At 64.2% G+C, this 16,042-nt stretch carries 15 protein-coding genes and 1 tRNA gene (1 of these 16 only partly in view); 9 read left to right on the top strand and 7 right to left on the bottom strand.

The window, feature by feature from the left end; all coding sequences use genetic code 11:
• Positions 1–519: the 5' portion of a protein-methionine-sulfoxide reductase catalytic subunit MsrP gene (gene msrP / locus ACXAEK_RS05670; protein ID WP_475040363.1), read on the bottom strand. The gene continues 387 nt to the left of window position 1, outside the view; 519 of the gene's 906 nt are visible here — the first part of the coding sequence; the start codon lies at positions 517–519; its stop codon lies beyond the left edge, outside the window.
• A gap of 297 nt (positions 520–816) precedes the next feature.
• Here msrP and ACXAEK_RS05665 point away from each other — a divergent pair, with 297 nt between their 5' ends.
• The 3 genes from ACXAEK_RS05665 to ACXAEK_RS05655 all read left to right on the top strand — a co-directional run bounded on the left by ACXAEK_RS05665 (position 817) and on the right by ACXAEK_RS05655 (position 2,524).
• Complete coding sequence (locus ACXAEK_RS05665; protein ID WP_475040361.1) at positions 817–1,254, top strand: DUF302 domain-containing protein; 438 nt, start codon at positions 817–819, stop codon at positions 1,252–1,254.
• Positions 1,255–1,343: 89 nt separating this feature from the next.
• Complete coding sequence (locus tag ACXAEK_RS05660) at positions 1,344–1,907, top strand: hypothetical protein (RefSeq protein WP_475040359.1); 564 nt, start codon at positions 1,344–1,346, stop codon at positions 1,905–1,907.
• Between the two features lie 332 nt (positions 1,908–2,239).
• Positions 2,240–2,524 (top strand): hypothetical protein, encoded by a 285-nt coding sequence (locus ACXAEK_RS05655; RefSeq protein WP_475040357.1) that lies wholly within the window; start codon positions 2,240–2,242, stop codon positions 2,522–2,524.
• Between the two features lie 80 nt (positions 2,525–2,604).
• Here the strand turns inward: ACXAEK_RS05655 and clpB are convergent, their stop codons facing one another.
• Entirely contained in the window at positions 2,605–5,223 is a 2,619-nt protein-coding gene (clpB, locus tag ACXAEK_RS05650; protein ID WP_475040355.1) for an ATP-dependent chaperone ClpB, read from the bottom strand.
• 339 nt (positions 5,224–5,562) lie between these two features.
• On the opposite strand from clpB, the gene pyrF reads away from it, so the two are divergent.
• Positions 5,563–6,279, top strand: a complete 717-nt coding sequence (gene pyrF, locus ACXAEK_RS05645) for an orotidine-5'-phosphate decarboxylase (protein ID WP_475040354.1) — start codon at positions 5,563–5,565, stop codon at positions 6,277–6,279.
• Between the two features lie 397 nt (positions 6,280–6,676).
• Here pyrF and ACXAEK_RS05640 read toward each other — a convergent pair whose 3' ends face one another.
• On the bottom strand, positions 6,677–7,099 hold the full coding sequence (locus ACXAEK_RS05640; protein WP_475040352.1) for an NUDIX hydrolase: 423 nt from the start codon (positions 7,097–7,099) through the stop codon (positions 6,677–6,679).
• Between the two features lie 86 nt (positions 7,100–7,185).
• Between ACXAEK_RS05640 and ACXAEK_RS05635 the strand changes: the two genes are divergently transcribed.
• Positions 7,186–8,439 carry a DNA polymerase IV gene (locus ACXAEK_RS05635; protein ID WP_475040350.1) on the top strand — a complete coding sequence of 418 codons (1,254 nt, stop codon included), beginning with the start codon at positions 7,186–7,188 and terminating at the stop codon, positions 8,437–8,439.
• Between the two features lie 18 nt (positions 8,440–8,457).
• Here ACXAEK_RS05635 and ACXAEK_RS05630 read toward each other — a convergent pair whose 3' ends face one another.
• Positions 8,458–9,318: an N-formylglutamate amidohydrolase gene (locus ACXAEK_RS05630; RefSeq protein WP_475040348.1), complete on the bottom strand. Its 861-nt coding sequence runs from the start codon at positions 9,316–9,318 to the stop codon at positions 8,458–8,460.
• Positions 9,319–9,480: 162 nt separating this feature from the next.
• Here ACXAEK_RS05630 and ACXAEK_RS05625 point away from each other — a divergent pair.
• Both ACXAEK_RS05625 and ykgO read left to right on the top strand, forming a co-directional pair.
• Positions 9,481–9,555: transfer RNA gene (locus ACXAEK_RS05625), tRNA-Val, on the top strand.
• A gap of 78 nt (positions 9,556–9,633) precedes the next feature.
• The gene (ykgO, locus tag ACXAEK_RS05620) at positions 9,634–9,759 is read left to right on the top strand and encodes a type B 50S ribosomal protein L36 (RefSeq protein WP_005648635.1); all 126 of its coding nucleotides are present in this window, start codon (positions 9,634–9,636) and stop codon (positions 9,757–9,759) included.
• Here the strand turns inward: ykgO and ACXAEK_RS05615 are convergent.
• A complete protein-coding gene (locus tag ACXAEK_RS05615) occupies positions 9,756–10,550 on the bottom strand; it encodes a LysE family translocator (protein WP_475040346.1) in 795 nt (264 codons plus the stop codon). The two genes, ykgO and ACXAEK_RS05615, sit on opposite strands and share 4 nt — an antisense overlap.
• A gap of 216 nt (positions 10,551–10,766) precedes the next feature.
• Between ACXAEK_RS05615 and ACXAEK_RS05610 the strand changes: the two genes are divergently transcribed.
• Both ACXAEK_RS05610 and ACXAEK_RS05605 read left to right on the top strand, forming a co-directional pair.
• Positions 10,767–11,783, top strand: a complete 1,017-nt coding sequence (locus tag ACXAEK_RS05610; protein WP_475040344.1) for a Fe(3+) ABC transporter substrate-binding protein — start codon at positions 10,767–10,769, stop codon at positions 11,781–11,783.
• A gap of 243 nt (positions 11,784–12,026) precedes the next feature.
• Positions 12,027–12,887, top strand: coding sequence for a CobW family GTP-binding protein (locus ACXAEK_RS05605; protein WP_475040342.1), 861 nt, complete (start codon positions 12,027–12,029; stop codon positions 12,885–12,887).
• Between the two features lie 86 nt (positions 12,888–12,973).
• On the opposite strand, the gene ACXAEK_RS05600 is transcribed toward ACXAEK_RS05605, so the two are convergent.
• Complete coding sequence (locus tag ACXAEK_RS05600; RefSeq protein ID WP_475040341.1) at positions 12,974–14,653, bottom strand: ABC transporter permease; 1,680 nt, start codon at positions 14,651–14,653, stop codon at positions 12,974–12,976.
• 170 nt (positions 14,654–14,823) lie between these two features.
• Positions 14,824–16,041 carry a phenylacetate--CoA ligase family protein gene (locus tag ACXAEK_RS05595; protein ID WP_475040339.1) on the bottom strand — a complete coding sequence of 406 codons (1,218 nt, stop codon included), beginning with the start codon at positions 16,039–16,041 and terminating at the stop codon, positions 14,824–14,826.
• Position 16,042 lies beyond the last annotated feature (1 nt).

Below are 16,042 nucleotides of genomic sequence, written 5' to 3'. Positions count from 1 at the left end.
GTAGGGCCAGTCGAGCACCTTATAGGCGGTGCCGGGCATCTCGGACGGGCGGTAGAGGGTTTCGAACGCCACATATTTGGCGCCGTCCTGCACGCCCGCCAGGTTCAGCAGATCCGCCAGCTCAAACCCCTGCCAGGGCACCACCATCGACCAGGCCTCGACACAGCGGAAGCGGTAGATGCGCTCCTCCAGCGTCATCTCACCCAGGATCTGCTCAAAGGAATAGTCGCCCGGCTTGTCCACCAGCCCGTCAATCCTGACGCTCCAGGGCCGGGTGGTCATCCGGTCCGCGTATTTGGACGGATCCCCCTTGCCGGTGCCAAACTCATAGAAGTTGCAGTAATTGGTCACCTCGTCCCAGGTATTGGGCTCCAGCGCCTCTTCCGCGTGCGCGCCAGTGCCCAGCGCCGCGGCCAGACCGGTGCCCGCCAGCCCCGCCATGATCTGGCGGCGGTTCCAGAACGCGGCCTCCGGGGTTGCATCTGCAAGGGTCAAGTCATTGGTCCAGCGGCGCGCCATCTGCGTCTCCTGATAATTCGGGTCTCTCTTCAGGTAACGGTCCCGTGCGCAAAACCCAAAACATATCCTGTAACGACTGCGCGAGAGATCTGTAACGTAGCAGCTCTTTCTTCATCCCGCGTAAACCCGGGGCCGGCACAGCCGCGCCGGCGCCAGGGCCGGGTGCAGGGGCAAGACCAGGGCCGGGGCCGCGGCATTTTTCCTGCTGGAAGATATGTTCGACCCATGCAAAAATCACGATATGTCAGCCCCGTTTCCACCCGCCCCGCACCCCGTTTCAGCGTCAGGAGAGATTTCATGAAAACGCGTGCCGCCGCAGCAGTTCTTGCGCTGTTCATCCATCCCGCCAGCGCGCAGGAGATGGTCAGCTACACCACGCCTCTTTCCTTCGATGACGTCGTCTTCGGGCTGGAGAACGCCATCACCAACCGGGGGCTGCGAGTTGACCACATCAGCCATGTGGGCGACATGCTGGAACGCACCCGGGCCGATGTGGGCTCTGACGTCGTGCTGTTCGAAGATGCCCAGGTGTTCTCCTTCTGCTCCGCCAAACTGTCGCGGCAGGTGATGGAGGCCAACCCGATGAACATCACCTTCTGCCCCTATGACATCTTTGTCGCCCAGCGCCCCGGCGCCGCCAGCGTCACCATCGGCTTCCGCGCCTTTCCCGAGGGTGAGATGCAGGCCGTTCAGGAGCTGCTTGACGGCATTGTGACCGAAGCAATCGAGGAATAAGCCGCCGCCTGCCGATTTTCCCCGCTGCGCAGCACGGCGGCTTTGGCTATGCTGGCCGGAAACAGAAATTCCGGCACGGGCAGATAGACATGAAATCCCTCTTTGCTTCCCTGATGCTGCTGGCGGCCGCCGTGCTGGCCGGCTGCAGCGCAGGCCCCACCGCAACCCGAAACGATGTCGAGGCGCTGTCCCTTGCCATCCAGTCGCTGGATGCTGGCGTGGACCCGGATGAAGCCGCCCGCGCGGCTGAGATCGCCTATAGCCACTCTGCCCGGCTGGCCGAGCAGTATAATGTCACCACCTCGCCGATCATCCACAACACGCTGGTGAACAGCGGCGTCAAGGAGCGCGGCATCTGCGTGCATTACGCCGAGGACATGCAGGCGCGGCTCAATCAGGAGAACTTCCAGACGCTGTCGATGCTGCGCGCCATTGCCGAGCCGAAAAGCGATTTCCGCATCGACCACTCCACTGCGGTCATCGCCGCCAAGGGCGACGGCATCTACGAGGGCATCGTGCTCGACCCCTGGCGCTATGGCGGCAAGCTTTACTGGTCAGAGACCACCGAAGACCCCCGGTATGACTGGGAGCCACGTTTGAAGGTGCTGCGCCGGAAGTATGAGCGCCGGATGGCCAGGGAAGCGGTGGAGTAAAACTTATCCCAGATTCGGCCCGGTCAGTGAAAAAGCGCTGCCAGCGTCCGGCCCGAGGGTTGTGCGTGAAGCGCCCGACCCGTGGGGTCGGGACGGGCGCTGGCCCGGGCCAAAGGCCTGTACCCATCCAAAGCAATCCGCTGCGCTGCCCCAATGCCCGCCATCGCTTTGCTGATGCTCCTCATCATGTTAGCTGAGCGGAATGTGGTTTGAGTTTCTCAGCAAACTAAAAAGGTCGAAGTGGCTGCCTTGGGTTGGCACTGCTCCATTTATCATCCTGCCGCTCGCGCTCATCCGTGACGGAGAGATACGGCAGGGCATGGGGACTTTTTTTGTTTTTCGGCAGTATGTGGGTTGGGATTATTGCTGGCGGCCACGTTGCCAACATTATTATCACTCACATTCTATCGGTTTCACAGGATGCCGGAAAGCGGCTGGCCGCTGCCTTCCGCGCCTTTGCTTTCCTGTTTCTTCCTCCTGTGGCGGCCTATTGGTCCAACAACCACATGAACACCGAAATTGAGGTTCTCTCACTAGGAGCCCACCTTCTGTGGGCTTTGGCCGGGGGCGCAGTTTTCTATTGCGCCAATCCCAACGATAAAGATTCAGAGACATAACCGATCACCAAGGCAAACCCCAAAAGCGCCTTTTTTGGAAAGCCCGCCATCACTGGCGGGCTTTCCTCATTCTCTACACCTCAATGCACCACGGCATCGTCTGGCCTGGGCCTCTCTGACGTTCCCAGCCGGTCACCGATGATCAGCCCGTCGCTGCCAGCCGAAACCGGGACGGTGTCGCCGTCCTTGATCTCACCGCCCAGCAGCGCCTCGGCAAGGGGGTTTTGCAGGGCGCGCTGGATCACCCGCTTCAAAGGCCGGGCGCCGAACACCGGGTCATAGCCCTCATCCGCCAGCCAGGTCTTGGCAGCCTCGTCCAGCTCCAGCCCGATCTTGCGCCCCGCAAGCCGTTTCAGCAGCCGCGCCAGCTGGATCTCGACAATGCCATCCATATCGGCACGCGCCAGACGGTCAAAGATGATGGTCTCATCCAGCCGGTTCAGGAACTCGGGCCGGAAATGCGCCTTGACCGCATCCATCACATCGCGCCGCGCGTCCGAGGCATCTGCGCCCTCCGGCAGCTGGCTCAGCGCCTGCGCGCCAAGGTTCGAGGTCAGGATAATCAGCGTCTGCTTGAAGTCCACGGTGCGGCCCTGGCCATCGGTCAGCATGCCGTCGTCCAGCACCTGCAGCAGCACGTTGAACACATCCGGATGCGCCTTTTCGACCTCGTCGAACAGCACCACCTGATAGGGGCGGCGGCGCACGGCCTCGGTCAGCACCCCGCCCTCGTCATAGCCGACATAGCCCGGCGGTGCGCCGATCAGACGGGCGACCGAATGCTTCTCCATGAACTCCGACATATCAATGCGCACCATCGCGTGCTCATCGTCGAACAGGAAACCGGCAACCGCCTTGGTCAGCTCCGTCTTGCCGACCCCGGTCGGCCCGAGGAACAGGAAGGAACCCAGCGGCCGGTTCTCGTCGTTCAGACCCGCACGCGCCCGGCGCACCGCATTGGCAACGGCGGTGACAGCGGCGTTCTGGCCGATCACCCGGCGGTGCAGTTCATCTTCCATACGCAGCAGCTTCTCGCGCTCGCCCTCCAGCATCTTGGAGGTCGGAATGCCGGTCCAGCGCTCCACCACCTCAGCGATCTGCGCAGGCCGCACGGCTTCCTCGACCATCAGGCCCTTTTCCTCGCGGCCCTCGGCATCCGCCAATTGCTTCTCCAGCTCCGGGATCACGCCATAAGACAGCTCGCCTGCGCGGGCCAGATTGCCCTCCCGCTTGGCGATCTCCAGATCGGCGCGGGCACGGTCCAGCTGCTCCTTCAGGTCGCGGGCCGAGGCCAGCTTGTCCCGTTCCGACTGCCACTGCGCGGTCATCTCGGCGGATTGCTCCTGCAGGTCCGAGAGTTCCTTCTGCAGCGTCGTTAGCCGGTCCTTGGAAGCCGCATCATCCTCCAGCTTCAGCGCCTCTTCCTCGATCTGCATCTGCAGGATCTGCCGGTCCAGCGCATCCAGCGCCTCAGGCTTGCTGTCCACCTGCATCCGCAGGCGCGAGGCCGCCTCATCCACCAGGTCAATCGCCTTATCCGGCAGGAAGCGGTCGGTGATATAGCGGTTCGACAGCGTCGCCGCCGAAACCAGCGCCGCATCGGCAATCCGCACCCCGTGGTGCAGCTCGTACTTCTCCTTGATGCCGCGCAGGATCGACACGGTGTCCTCCACCGTCGGCTCGGTCACCATGACGGGCTGGAACCGGCGGGCCAGGGCTGCGTCCTTCTCCACATATTTGCGGTATTCATCCAGCGTGGTCGCGCCGACACAGTGCAGCTCGCCGCGCGCCAGGGCCGGCTTGATCAGGTTGGCCGCATCCATCGCGCCATCCGATTTTCCTGCCCCGACCAGCGTGTGCATCTCATCAATGAACAGGATGATCTCGCCCGCGGCCTCAGTGACCTCGGTCAGAACCGCCTTCAGGCGTTCCTCGAACTCGCCGCGGTATTTCGCACCGGCAATCAGCGCGCCCATGTCCAGCGACAAGAGCTGCTTGTCGCGCAGGCTCTCCGGCACATCGCCGTTGACGATGCGCAGCGCCATGCCCTCGGCAATCGCCGTCTTGCCCACGCCCGGCTCGCCGATCAGCACCGGATTGTTCTTGGTGCGGCGGCTCAGAACCTGCATAGAACGGCGGATTTCCTCGTCACGCCCGATAATCGGGTCGATCTTGCCCTCGCGCGCCGCCTCGGTCAGGTCGCGCGCGTATTTCTTCAGCGCGTCATAGCCTTCCTCAGCCGTTGCCGAGTCAGCAGTGCGCCCCTTGCGGATATCGTTGATCGCCTCATTCAGCTTCTGCGCAGTGACGGCGCCGGCCTCCAGGGCCTCCTTCGCCTTGGATTTCACCATGCACAGCGCCATCAGCAGACGCTCAACCGGGACAAAGCTGTCGCCCGCCTTCTCGGCAATCTTGGCGGCCTCATCCAGCACCTTGGCAGTTTGGCTGTCCAGATAGATCTGGGCCGCATCGCCGCTCACCTTGGGCTGCTTGGCGACAGCAGCCTCCACCGCCTCCGCGACACGTGCAGGCGCGCCGCCCGCGCGGGAGATCAGGTTGCTCGCCAGCCCCTGATCATCATCCATCAGTGCTTTCAGAATATGCTCCGGCACCAGCCGCTGGTGCCCCTCGCGCATCGCAATGGTCTGCGCGGCCTGCACGAATCCCCGTGCACGCTCCGTGAACTTGTTCAAGTCCATCTTGCTCTCCTTTATCAAGCGCCCTGTCTTTGGCAGCGCCCGCTAGGCGGCACGCCCCGGTCCGGGCCTCAAGGTTCAATTTGGGAAGCGATCCCGCCGCTTCAACCCATAGTCGCCGCAAAAGGTGAGCAAATCCCTGACCTGCGTCAACTTTACACCCAGCCCGCCGCCACCGGGCGCAACCGCGCCGCGCGCCAGCGCGGCGCCCGGCCCAAAACTGCAATCTGTCCCGCAGGGGCAGCTTCAGGTGCGGGAGCGCCCCGCTGCGCCTTGCCGAACCGCCGCCCCTTGCGTATGAAACGCCAGTTTCACGCCGAACCGCCACCAAAGGACCCCGCCATGACCCAAGCCCCGCGCGCCGACGACCGCCTGATTGTTGCTATGGATGTCCCCAATGCAATCGCGGGCCTCAAGCTGGCCGAGCAGCTGGGCGATGCGGTCTCCTTCTACAAGATCGGGCTGGGAATGCTGACTGGCGGCGGGCTGGCGCTGGCCAATGAGCTGAAGCAGGAACACGGCAAGCGCATCTTCCTCGACATGAAACTGTTCGACATCGGCGCAACCGTGGAAAACGCGGTGCGAGGCCTGGCGCAGTTCGATCTGGATTTCCTGACCGTGCATGGCGACCCTTATGTGGTGCGCGCCGCCAAGGAAGGCGCGGCCGGCAAGGACCTCAAGATCCTCGCCGTCACCATCCTCACCTCGCTGGACCGGCAGGACCTGGACAGTGCGCTGATCAAGGAGGGTGCGGTCAAGGATCTGGTGCTGGAGCGCGCAGGCAATGCGCTGGCTGCCGGCGCCGACGGCGTCGTCGCCAGCCCGCAGGAGGCCGCCCTGATCCGCGCCCTGCCCGAGGCCGAAGGCAAGTTGATCGTCACCCCCGGCGTGCGCCCCGCCGGTGCCGCCCTTGGCGACCAGAAGCGCGTCGCCACCCCGGCCAATGCCATTGCCGATGGCGCCGACCACATCGTGGTGGGCCGCCCGGTCTGGCAGGCCGAAAGCCCCCGCGCCGCGGCTGAGGCCATCCTGGCCGAACTCGCCAGTGCCCAAGCCTGACAGCTGAACTGCAGTTGAAACACTCCGTTCAGGTGTGATTTGCCTGCGCCGGCGGCGGTGCAGGCCGCTTCCGCCTAAAAATTAGGCAGAAATAAATCTTTTGCGCTAAGCATATGCCGCCACCTCTGGCTATGGCGCAAAAGTATAGTGACGCTACGTCAACTCCCTCATTTCGCTCAAGAAACCCGCCAGAGCCAGGCGTTCTGCGCCAAATCGTCCTGTGCCCAAAAAACCACACAGGATTTGCCGCTGGCTGCCCGCTGCCCCCGCATTCTTTGCGAAACAGCGGCGCCTGCGCGATTCTATGACTGAGACACTCCCCAGACGGGCTTTTCTTCCTGAGACCCGTCACCTTCCCCCCGCATACCAGCGGGGGATCTTTCTTTTCAGGCCACAGTCACACAGACCGCACCGCAAGGTATTCCCGCAGCCGTTCCGCAAAATGCGGCACCGCCAGCGGGTGCGCGCAATAGGCCTCCGGCGCCATCAAGGCCCAGCCCTGCCCTTCGTTGCCAAACCGGATGTCCGCAGCCGCTGCCGCAGGCAGATGCGCGGCAAAGAACCAGACCCGCCCGTGCGGCCGCTGGTACGCTCTGGACCAGATCAGCACATCCGGCTTCAGCACAAGCCCCACCTCTTCATAGGTCTCGCGCAGCGCACAAGCCGCCGGGCTTTCCTCCGCCTCGCGCCCGCCGCCGGGCAGGTCCCAATGGCCGGGATAGGGAATATCCGGCTTGTCATCGCGCTGGATGACCAGCAGATCCTGCCCTAGAAACACCGCCAGCTTTGCGCCGGCAAAATTGTCGCCTGATGCTGTCATGATCTGTCACTTGGCAACCTGCCGCGCTAAAGACAAGGCCTGCGACGCAAGCTAGACTTACCCTGTCCGAAATCAGCGACCGCCCGATGCACGCCCTCTGCCGAGACTGCCTGAGCCAGATCCCTCCCGCCCGGCGCTGCCCCCATTGCGGCAGCCCGCGGATCAAGGCGCATGCGGAGCTGTTCGCCCTCACCATCGCCCATATGGATTGCGATGCTTTCTATGCCAGCGTCGAAAAACGCGACAATCCGGAACTGGCCACCAAGCCGGTGATCATCGGCGGCGGCAAGCGCGGCGTGGTCTCCACCGCCTGCTATGTCGCCCGCATCCGCGGCGTGCGCTCCGCCATGCCGATGTTTCAGGCGCTCAAGCTCTGCCCCGATGCGGTGGTGATCAAGCCAAGGATGAGCGTCTACGTCGAAGTCAGCCGCGCAATCCGCAAGATGATGAATGAGCTGACCCCGGACGTGGAGCCGCTGTCGCTGGACGAGGCCTTCATGGATCTCACCGGCACCGAAAAGCTGCATGGCGCACCGCCCGCAGTGATGCTGGCCCGGCTGGTCAAACGCATGAAGGATGAGCTGGGCGTGACCGGCTCCATCGGCCTTTCCCACAACAAGTTCCTGGCCAAGGTTGCCTCCGATCTCGACAAGCCGCGCGGGTTCTCGGTGATCGGCAAGGCGGAGACAGACGATTTCCTGCGCGAAAAACCGGTGCGGCTGATCTGGGGCATCGGCCCGGCCGCGCAGGAAAACCTGGATAAGGCCGGCATCCGGACCTTCTCAGACCTGTTGCGCTGGGACCGCGACGCCCTGCACAGCCGCTTCGGCTCCATGGGCGACCGGCTGTGGCATCTGGCCCGCGGCCAGGACCGGCGCCGGGTCTCTGCGCATGAGCCGATCAAGTCGATCTCCAATGAGACCACCTTCTTTGAGGACACCGCCTGCCTGGAGGTGCTCGACGGCCACCTGTGGCGGCTGGCTGAGAAAGTCTCGGACCGGGCCAAGGCGCGGGAGCTGGCGGGCCGGGTGGTGACGCTCAAGCTGAAACGCGCCAACCATTCGGCGCTGACCCGGCGCGTCACCCTGCGCAGCCCGACCCAGATCGCAGACCGAATCTACCGCACCGCCCGCGGGCTGCTGGATCAGGTCGGCAACGAAGGCCCCTACCGGCTTTTGGGTTGCGGCATCTCGGATCTGGTACCCGAATTGCAGGCCGATGAAACCGGCGATTTGCTGGATCCCCAAGCAGGCCAGCGGGCGGAAGCAGAGCGTGCCACCGACGCCATCCGCAAACGGTTCGGCGAAAGCGCGATCCTCAAGGGCCGCGCCCTGCGCTGACCCGCGGGCTGGCGGCGCCTACTCCGCCGCCAGCGGCAGCTCTTCGCGCCCGATTGCGGCAATCTCCGCCACCACTTGGCGGAGCAGGGCCTGCATCCGGCCGAAATTGGCATTTGGCAGGATATTGGCCTCATCCATATACAAGGCCCGGTCAATTTCTATCTGAACCGCATGCTGCTGCCGGGACGGCCGGCCGTATGTCTGGGCAATATAGGCCCCGGCAAAAGGCGTGTTGCGGGCGACCTTCAGGCCGGCAGCCGCAAAAGCCGCCTCAATCCGGTCGACAATCTCACTGGCGGCAGCGGCTCCGAACCGGTCCCCCAGCACCACCTCGGGCTTGCCGGACCTGCCTTGGGCCATTGTCTCGACCGCCTCATGCGGCATGGAATGGCAATCCACCAGAATCGCCTGGCCGAACTGCCGCTGTGCTTGCTCCAAAAGCCCTTTCAGCGCTGTGTGGTAGGGCTGCCAATAGCAGCGGATCCGCCGCTCCGCCTCAGCCATCGGCAGCTTGCCCCGGTAAATAGCGCGGCCATTGGCAACCACCCGGGGAATCACCCCCAGCCCCGACGCCACCCGCGGGTTCTGCCCCCGCTTCTGCACGCCTTCGATCAGCGCCGGGTCCAGCTCATCGGGCGACCGGTTCAGGTCCAGATAGGCCCGCGGCTTCGCCGCCGTCAGCAGCGGTGCGCCGAATTCGGGCACAGCGGCAAACAATTGGTCGACAAAAGCATCCTCGGAGCTGCGGATCGCCTTCCGCCCCAGAATTGACTGTGCCAGAAAGGAATTGGAATAGTCCGCGCCGCTGTGCGGAGAGGCAAAAACCACCGCCGAGGCCAGTTTCTGCGGCGAAATCACGGAAAACGCTGTGTCAGGCATCCTTGCTCCGGTGCTTCTTCTGCAAGAAACAGCATAGAGCGGAAATTTCTGCGGTCAAAAGCTCTTGCACCTCTGCGCGACTCTATTTATAGACCCCCTCACCGGCGCGGCACCCCGCGCCCCTTTCACTTCTAAGGGGCAGGAGGCAGCGCAGGCCAGAGTGGGCGATTAGCTCAGCGGTAGAGCACTTCGTTGACATCGAAGGGGTCACAAGTTCGATCCTTGTATCGCCCACCATTCATTCACTGCTTCGGCTCCGGCCCAAGCACCCGCTAACCCAGGCGCTGGTTCGCGCCGCAGACAAGGAGAGAGGCCATGAAGGTCAAGAACTCGCTCCGTTCGCTGAAGAACCGGCACCGCGACTGCCGGGTTGTGCGCCGTAAGGGCCGCGTGTACGTGATCAACAAGACCCAGCGCAAGTTCAAAGCGCGCCAGGGCTAAGATCCGCACCAGCGACATGCAGAAAACCGCATCATCCGATGCGGTTTTTTTGCGTTTGAAGGCAAGCTTTCCCGGCATTCGGCAAAGCGGTACTCCCGCGCCCGCAGATCCCCCGGCTGGTGCCGGGCGATACTTGGCGGCCTTGGGCGTGGCACCGCGCAAGGCGCGGTGCCACGCCCAACGGGAGCGGGTTCCGCCAGGAAACCTGCGACGGGCGGGAGCCTCCCCCGGCCTCCGTTCAGCGCTGCGCCCGGGCTTCTGCGGCGCTGCCCTGCCCGGTCAGAATCACCCCCCCAAAAAAAACCTGTCATCCCCCCCTGTGAACCGCTCCTGCCAGGCCGCCACACCGGGCCTGCGCCGGGATCCGCAAACTGCGGCAGGAAGGCAAACATGAACAGCAGCGGCTTGGGATTGCTGAGGCTGCTGACTGCACCTTGCTGAATCGCTTGCCAGGCAGGGACCGCGGGCAGTTGCGCTGCGGTACACAGGCTGGCGCGCCGCATCTTCAGACCGCGCCGCATCAGACAGGCCGCGCCAATCCCGCTGACCGCGCCCAATGCCTGCGGATAGGCCGCCCGCAGCGGAACAAGCTCCAGCACCGGCAGCCCGGCCTGCGCCACACCGGCGGCCAGAATCATCCCCGCCACAGTGAGCAGCGCCACCCGCCGCCCCCGGCCGGCCCCGCGCCCCATTACCAGCATCATGTCCGGCCACGGCGACGGCTCAAGCAGGGCCAAGGCGGCAAGAAAGGCAATTAACGTTTCAAATGCCGGCATGTGCACGCCCACCATTGGGGTCCAGCCTGCTTAGAAATGCCAGCGCAAAGCCTCCCTCCAGCCTGCGCCGAGAAAGAGCGGAAACCGCCTTTCCGGACCAAAACCGATAGTGAAGTGCTGCTGCGGCAAACTTTCCGAGTATTTCAGTCGGAAATTGATTGCATCTTTTGCCAATTGCTTTAATCGACTCTTTCAGTCGGAAAACTGATCTAACCAAGAACGGGACATCCAATGCTGAAAGCCTCCACCATCCTGGCCGGCGCCCTGACCGCCGCCGTTGCCACCTCTGCCGCTGCCGAGGGCGAGCTGAACATCTATTCGTCGCGCCACTATGACACTGACGAGCAGCTTTATTCGGACTTCGAAGAGGCAACCGGCATCACCATCAACCGGATCGAAGGCAACGCGGACGAGCTGATCGCCCGGATGAGCGCCGAGGGCGAGAACTCCCCTGCCGACATCCTGATCACCGTCGACACCTCGCGGCTGACCCGCGCCAAGGAGGCCGGCGTGCTGCAAAGCATCGGCAGCGATGTGCTGGAGGCCCGCGTGCCCGCCTACCTGCAGGACGAGGACAACCAGTGGTTCGGCTTCAGCCAGCGGTCGCGGATCATCTTTTATGACAAGGATGAGGTGGCCAATCCGCCGCTGACCTACCTCGACCTGGCTGATCCCGCCTACAAGGGCAAAATTTGCATCCGCTCCTCCAAGAACACCTACAACCAGACCCTGCTGGCCTCGATTGTCACCCACCACGGAGCGGAAAAAGCCCGTGAATGGGCAGGCGGCGTGGTTGCCAACATGGCGCGGGATCCGCAGGGCGGCGACACCGACCAGATGCGCGGAATCATCTCGGGCGAATGCGATATCGCCGTGGCCAACAGCTATTACTTCGCCCGTTCGATCCGCAAGAACGTCAAGGGGATCTCGGAAAACCGCGACCAGATCGGCTGGCTGTTCCCCTCGCAGAACACCGAAGGCGCGCATATGAACCTGTCGGGCGGCGGCGTTGCGGTGCATGCCCCGAACAAGGAAAACGCCATCAAGTTCCTCGAATATCTCGCCAGCGATTCCGCCCAGGCCTATTTCTCTGCGGGCAATGACGAATACCCGGCCGTCCCGGGTGTCGGCCTGGCTCCGTCCATCGCTGCGCTTGGCCATTTCAAGCCGGACGATGTGAACCTGTCCGAGGTCGCCGGCAACCTTCCCGAAGCCCAGAAGATCTTCAACGACGTGGGCTGGAAGTAAACCAGCCTTGCAGTCTCTGCCGAAGGCGCGGCCCGGCCGCGCCTTTTTTGCGTCTTTTGCGTTCTGACGTTCCTCAAAAGCCACAAGGCGCGTCTCAACCGCCCTAAGCCGGCGGTTTGAGAGCTTTTGCCGGCGTCAGGACCCTAGACCGCTGCGGGCCGCAGGCCTATAGGTTTCCGGATCTTGAATTTCGGGGGGAATCATGCAGTCGGGAGCACGCCGCGCTCTGGGAGGACAGAGCTTATGAACCGGTTGCCGGTTACAATTGTCAGCGGGTATCTGGGGGCGGGTAAAACCACTCTGATCAACCGGCTTCTGGCTGAGGACCACGGGCAGAAGCTGACCGTGATTGTGAATGATTTCGGTGCGGTCAACATCGACGATGCCCTGATCCAGGAGGCCGGCGGCGGCACAATTGCGCTGACCAACGGCTGCGTCTGCTGCTCGATGGAGGGTGATCTGACCCTTGCCCTGCAAGAGGTGCTGAAGCGGCCGGAGCGCCCGGACCACCTGGTGGTCGAAGCCAGCGGCATTTCCGATCCCGTCTCGATTGCCAACGCGGTGCTGAATGAAAGCGGTCTCAGCTACGGCGGCATTGTCACTTTGGTGGACGCGGAAAACGCCGCATCCCTGCTGCAGGATCAGCTGGTGGCGCCGCAGGCGGAACAGCAGATCCGCGCCGCCGACCTGGTGATTGCCACCAAATGCACTGAGCTGACCTCTGAGCTCTCGGGGCTTCTGGCCGCCGCCGGCGCCCGCACACCCACCGTCCTGAATGGCTCGCCTGTGGCAGAGCTGCTGTTCGACATCGTGCCGCTGCCTAAGGGCCGTTCCGTGGCGGCCCATCCCGCCTATGCCACCTGGCAGCACCGCAGCCAGAACGTGCTGGACCGGCGCGCCCTTGGCGACAAACTGGCTGGGCGGCCGGCAGGCCTTTACCGGATGAAGGGGTTTGTCCTGACCACCGGCGGCGCCTATGAGCTGCATGTGGTCGGCCGCCATGTGGAGGCCAAACGCTGCGAGGCAGAGGAAACCCTGCTGGTCGGCCTTGGCCCGGCGGACCGGATTTCCCGCGACGAGATTGAGGCCTGGTGGGCGGCCTAAGCCGCCCCATCCGCACGAAACGCGCCAGGAAGTTTGAATTTTCCTGGCAAGAATTTTCCAAAATTCTTGCGCCTGCCGCCGCTGCCTTACCGCCGCCGCCCGACCTGGCGGCAGATCAGGATCACCGGCAGCAGCCCCACCGCCATGATCACCAGCGAGGGGACTGCCGCGCCTTCCAGCCGCTCATCCGCTGCCAGCCGGTGCGCCTGCACCGCCAGCGTATCGAAATTGAAGGGCCGCATGATCAGCGTCGCAGGCAGCTCCTTCATCACATCCACAAAAACGATCAGCAGCGCCGTCAGCAGGCTGGGCGTCAGGATCGGCAGATGCACGCGGCGCAGCATCCCCATCGGCCCCTGCCCCAGCGACCGGGCCGCCGCATCCATGTTCGAATGCATCGTCGCCTGGCCGCCCTCATAGGCGCCCAAGGCCGCTGCCATGAACCGCACGCCATAGGCAGCCACCAGCAGCCAGATCGAGCCTGTCACCAGCAGCCCGGTACGGATCCCGAAGGCCTCCCGCATCCAGGCATCCAGCGCATTGTCAAAGGCGGCAAACGGCACGATCAGCCCCACCGCAATCACCCCGCCCGGCACCGCATAGCCCAGCCGCGCGAAATAGGCGGCGGCAGCGGACACCCGGCCAGGGCGCAGCCGCTGGTAGAACCCCAGGCACACTGCTGCCGCCACCGTCAGTATCGCTGCTGCCGATGCCAAAGTGATCGAGTTGGAGGTGAAACCGATATAGCGGCGGCTGAACAGGTTCTGCTCGGAGTCAAAGCTCATCGCAGACAGCACCGCCACCGGCAGCAGGAAGCCCAGCACCACCGGGACCGCGCAGAAGAACACAGCCAGCGCAGCCTTGATCCCGCCCAGCTCGGCCGGCGGCATCTGGTTGTGATGCTTGCCCGCGTGGTGGTACTTCGCCCGCCCCCGCGTCGCCCGCTCCACCACCGCCAGCGTCAGCGCGAACCCCAAAAGGCACAGCGCCAGCTGCGCCGCGCCGCCGCGGTCGCCCAGCGAGAACCAGCTGGTGTAGATGCCGGTGGCAAAGGTCTGCACCCCGAAATAGCTGACCGTGCCGAAATCCGCGATGGTCTCCATCACCGCCAGCAAGACGCCAGAGGCAATGGCCGGCCGCGCCATCGGCAGGCTGACCAGCCAGAACGCCTGCCAGGAGTTCTTGCCCAGCGCCCGCGCCGCCAGAAAGGCGCCTGCGCTCTGCTGCATGAAGGCGGCCCGCGCCAGCAGGTAGACATAGGGGTACAGCACCAGCACCAGCATCGCCGCCGCCCCGCCGGTGGACCGGATCTCCGGGAACCAGTAGTCCCGCGGCCCCCAGCCCGTCACCTCGCGCAGAGTGGACTGCACGATGCCAGGATGGTCCAGAATATGGGTATAGGCATAGGCCAGAACATAGGCCGGAAAGGCCAGCGGCAGCACCAGCGCCACCTCCAGCAGCCGCACACCGGGGAACCGCGCCATTGTGACCAGCCAGGCCGCCCCCGTGCCGACCGCAAAGGTGCCCAGCGCCACCATCGCCACCAGCGCCAGCGTCGTCAGCGAATACCCGGGCAGAACAGTCTCAGCCAGGTGGCGGATGGTCTCTGTGCCGCCGAATGCGGCCGCCAGCGCCACCGCCAGCATCGGCAGCAGGCAGGACAGCGCCACCGCCCAAGCCAGCACGGCAAAGACACCGCCCCCGGTCCTGCCGCCGCGGCGGCGCCCGTGCGGGGCGTATTCTATGAGGTCATTGGCAGCAGACATATGCGGCGGTCGCGGATCCGGCAGAAGTTTCACACTGCCCTATTTCGACTATTCCAGTCAGAAATTCCAGCCGGAAAGCGCGGCTGAGGCCACGGCTGAGACTGGAGCTGATCAGAACGGCAAACGGGCGCCTGCGTCCGGCGCCCGTTCCGCTCCGCAAAACCGCGGGCTCAGTCGTAGGTGCGCTGATCCTCGATCACCAGCCCGTCCTTGGGCAGCATGTCCGGCGCCACGACCTCGACCGTGCCCTTGAGCTTCAGCACTTCGGCCACCGAGCGGGCAAAGGCCGCCTCGTCGCCGCCCTGGGCCTCGATCTGCACTGTCATCGCGTCCATCTCACCGTCACGGCGGGCGATAACCCGCGCCTTGACGATCTCGTCATGCTTCTCGACCAGCGCCGCCACCTGTTCCGGGCGCACGAACATGCCCTTGATCTTGGTTGTCTGATCGGCGCGGCCCATCCAGCCCTTGATCCGCATGTTGGTGCGGCCGCAGGGCGACTCCCCCGGCAGCACCGCCGACAGGTCGCCAGTGGCAAAGCGGATCAGCGGATAATCGGGATTGAGCGTGGTCACCACAACCTCGCCCACCTCACCAGGGCTGACCGGATTACCGGTGCCAGGGGTGACGATCTCGACGATCACATGCTCGTCAACGATCATCCCCTCCATCGCCGGGCTTTCATAGGCGATATTGCCCAGATCGGCGGTGGCATAACACTGCAGGCAGGAAATCCCGCGGTCGAGGTACTCCTGACGCAAGCTCGGGAACAGCGCACCGCCGCCCACCGCCGCCTTGGAGAACATCAGCTCCACGCCCATCGCATCGGCCTTGTCCAGGATCACCTTAAGGTAATCCGGCGTACCGGCATAGGCCGTGGCCCCCACATCATGCGCCGCCGTTACCTGCAGTTCGGTCTGGCCGGTGCCAGCCGGCAGCACCGCTGCGCCAACCGCCCGTGCCCCGTTTTCAAAGATCATGCCTGCAGGGGTCAGGTGATAACCAAAACAGTTCTGCACAACATCGCCTTGGCCGATGCCTGCCGCATGCAGAAAGCGTCCCATGCGCCACCAGTCGCCATCCACCCCGCCCGGCTCGTAGATCGGGCCCGGGCTTTGAAAGATATGGGCAAAGCCGGTTGCGGGCTTAACCGTGAAACCGCCAAAAGGCGGGTTCGCAGCCTGGGCGCGGCTCAGTTCGGATTTGCGCAGCACCGGCAGCGCCGCCAGCGCTTCGGCTGAGGTCACGGCAGCCGGATCCACCCCGTCCAGCAGGCTGGCATAGCCTGGCGCGGATTTCGCGCGGGCGATCTGCTCCGGCAGTGCCTGGGCCAGACCGGCGGCGCGTTCGTCATTGCTGCGGGTTTCAAGCGTATCAAAAAAGCTCATC

It is taken from the genome of Leisingera sp. ABM4_101 (assembly GCF_056158725.1).
The sequence above is the reverse complement of the archived record's forward strand: the minus strand, read 5'-3'. Positions and strand labels throughout refer to the sequence as shown.

Coding starts and splice junctions, on each gene's coding strand:
- ACXAEK_RS05665 (WP_475040361.1), top strand. CDS start 817: ATGAAAACGCGTGCCGCCGCAGCAGTTCTTGCGCTGTTCATCCATCCC.
- ACXAEK_RS05660 (WP_475040359.1), top strand. CDS start 1,344: ATGAAATCCCTCTTTGCTTCCCTGATGCTGCTGGCGGCCGCCGTGCTG.
- clpB (WP_475040355.1), bottom strand. CDS start 5,223: ATGGACTTGAACAAGTTCACGGAGCGTGCACGGGGATTCGTGCAGGCC.
- pyrF (WP_475040354.1), top strand. CDS start 5,563: ATGACCCAAGCCCCGCGCGCCGACGACCGCCTGATTGTTGCTATGGAT.
- ACXAEK_RS05640 (WP_475040352.1), bottom strand. CDS start 7,099: ATGACAGCATCAGGCGACAATTTTGCCGGCGCAAAGCTGGCGGTGTTT.
- ACXAEK_RS05635 (WP_475040350.1), top strand. CDS start 7,186: ATGCACGCCCTCTGCCGAGACTGCCTGAGCCAGATCCCTCCCGCCCGG.
- ACXAEK_RS05630 (WP_475040348.1), bottom strand. CDS start 9,318: ATGCCTGACACAGCGTTTTCCGTGATTTCGCCGCAGAAACTGGCCTCG.
- ykgO (WP_005648635.1), top strand. CDS start 9,634: ATGAAGGTCAAGAACTCGCTCCGTTCGCTGAAGAACCGGCACCGCGAC.
- ACXAEK_RS05615 (WP_475040346.1), bottom strand. CDS start 10,550: ATGGTGGGCGTGCACATGCCGGCATTTGAAACGTTAATTGCCTTTCTT.
- ACXAEK_RS05610 (WP_475040344.1), top strand. CDS start 10,767: ATGCTGAAAGCCTCCACCATCCTGGCCGGCGCCCTGACCGCCGCCGTT.
- ACXAEK_RS05605 (WP_475040342.1), top strand. CDS start 12,027: ATGAACCGGTTGCCGGTTACAATTGTCAGCGGGTATCTGGGGGCGGGT.
- ACXAEK_RS05600 (WP_475040341.1), bottom strand. CDS start 14,653: ATGTCTGCTGCCAATGACCTCATAGAATACGCCCCGCACGGGCGCCGC.
- ACXAEK_RS05595 (WP_475040339.1), bottom strand. CDS start 16,041: ATGAGCTTTTTTGATACGCTTGAAACCCGCAGCAATGACGAACGCGCC.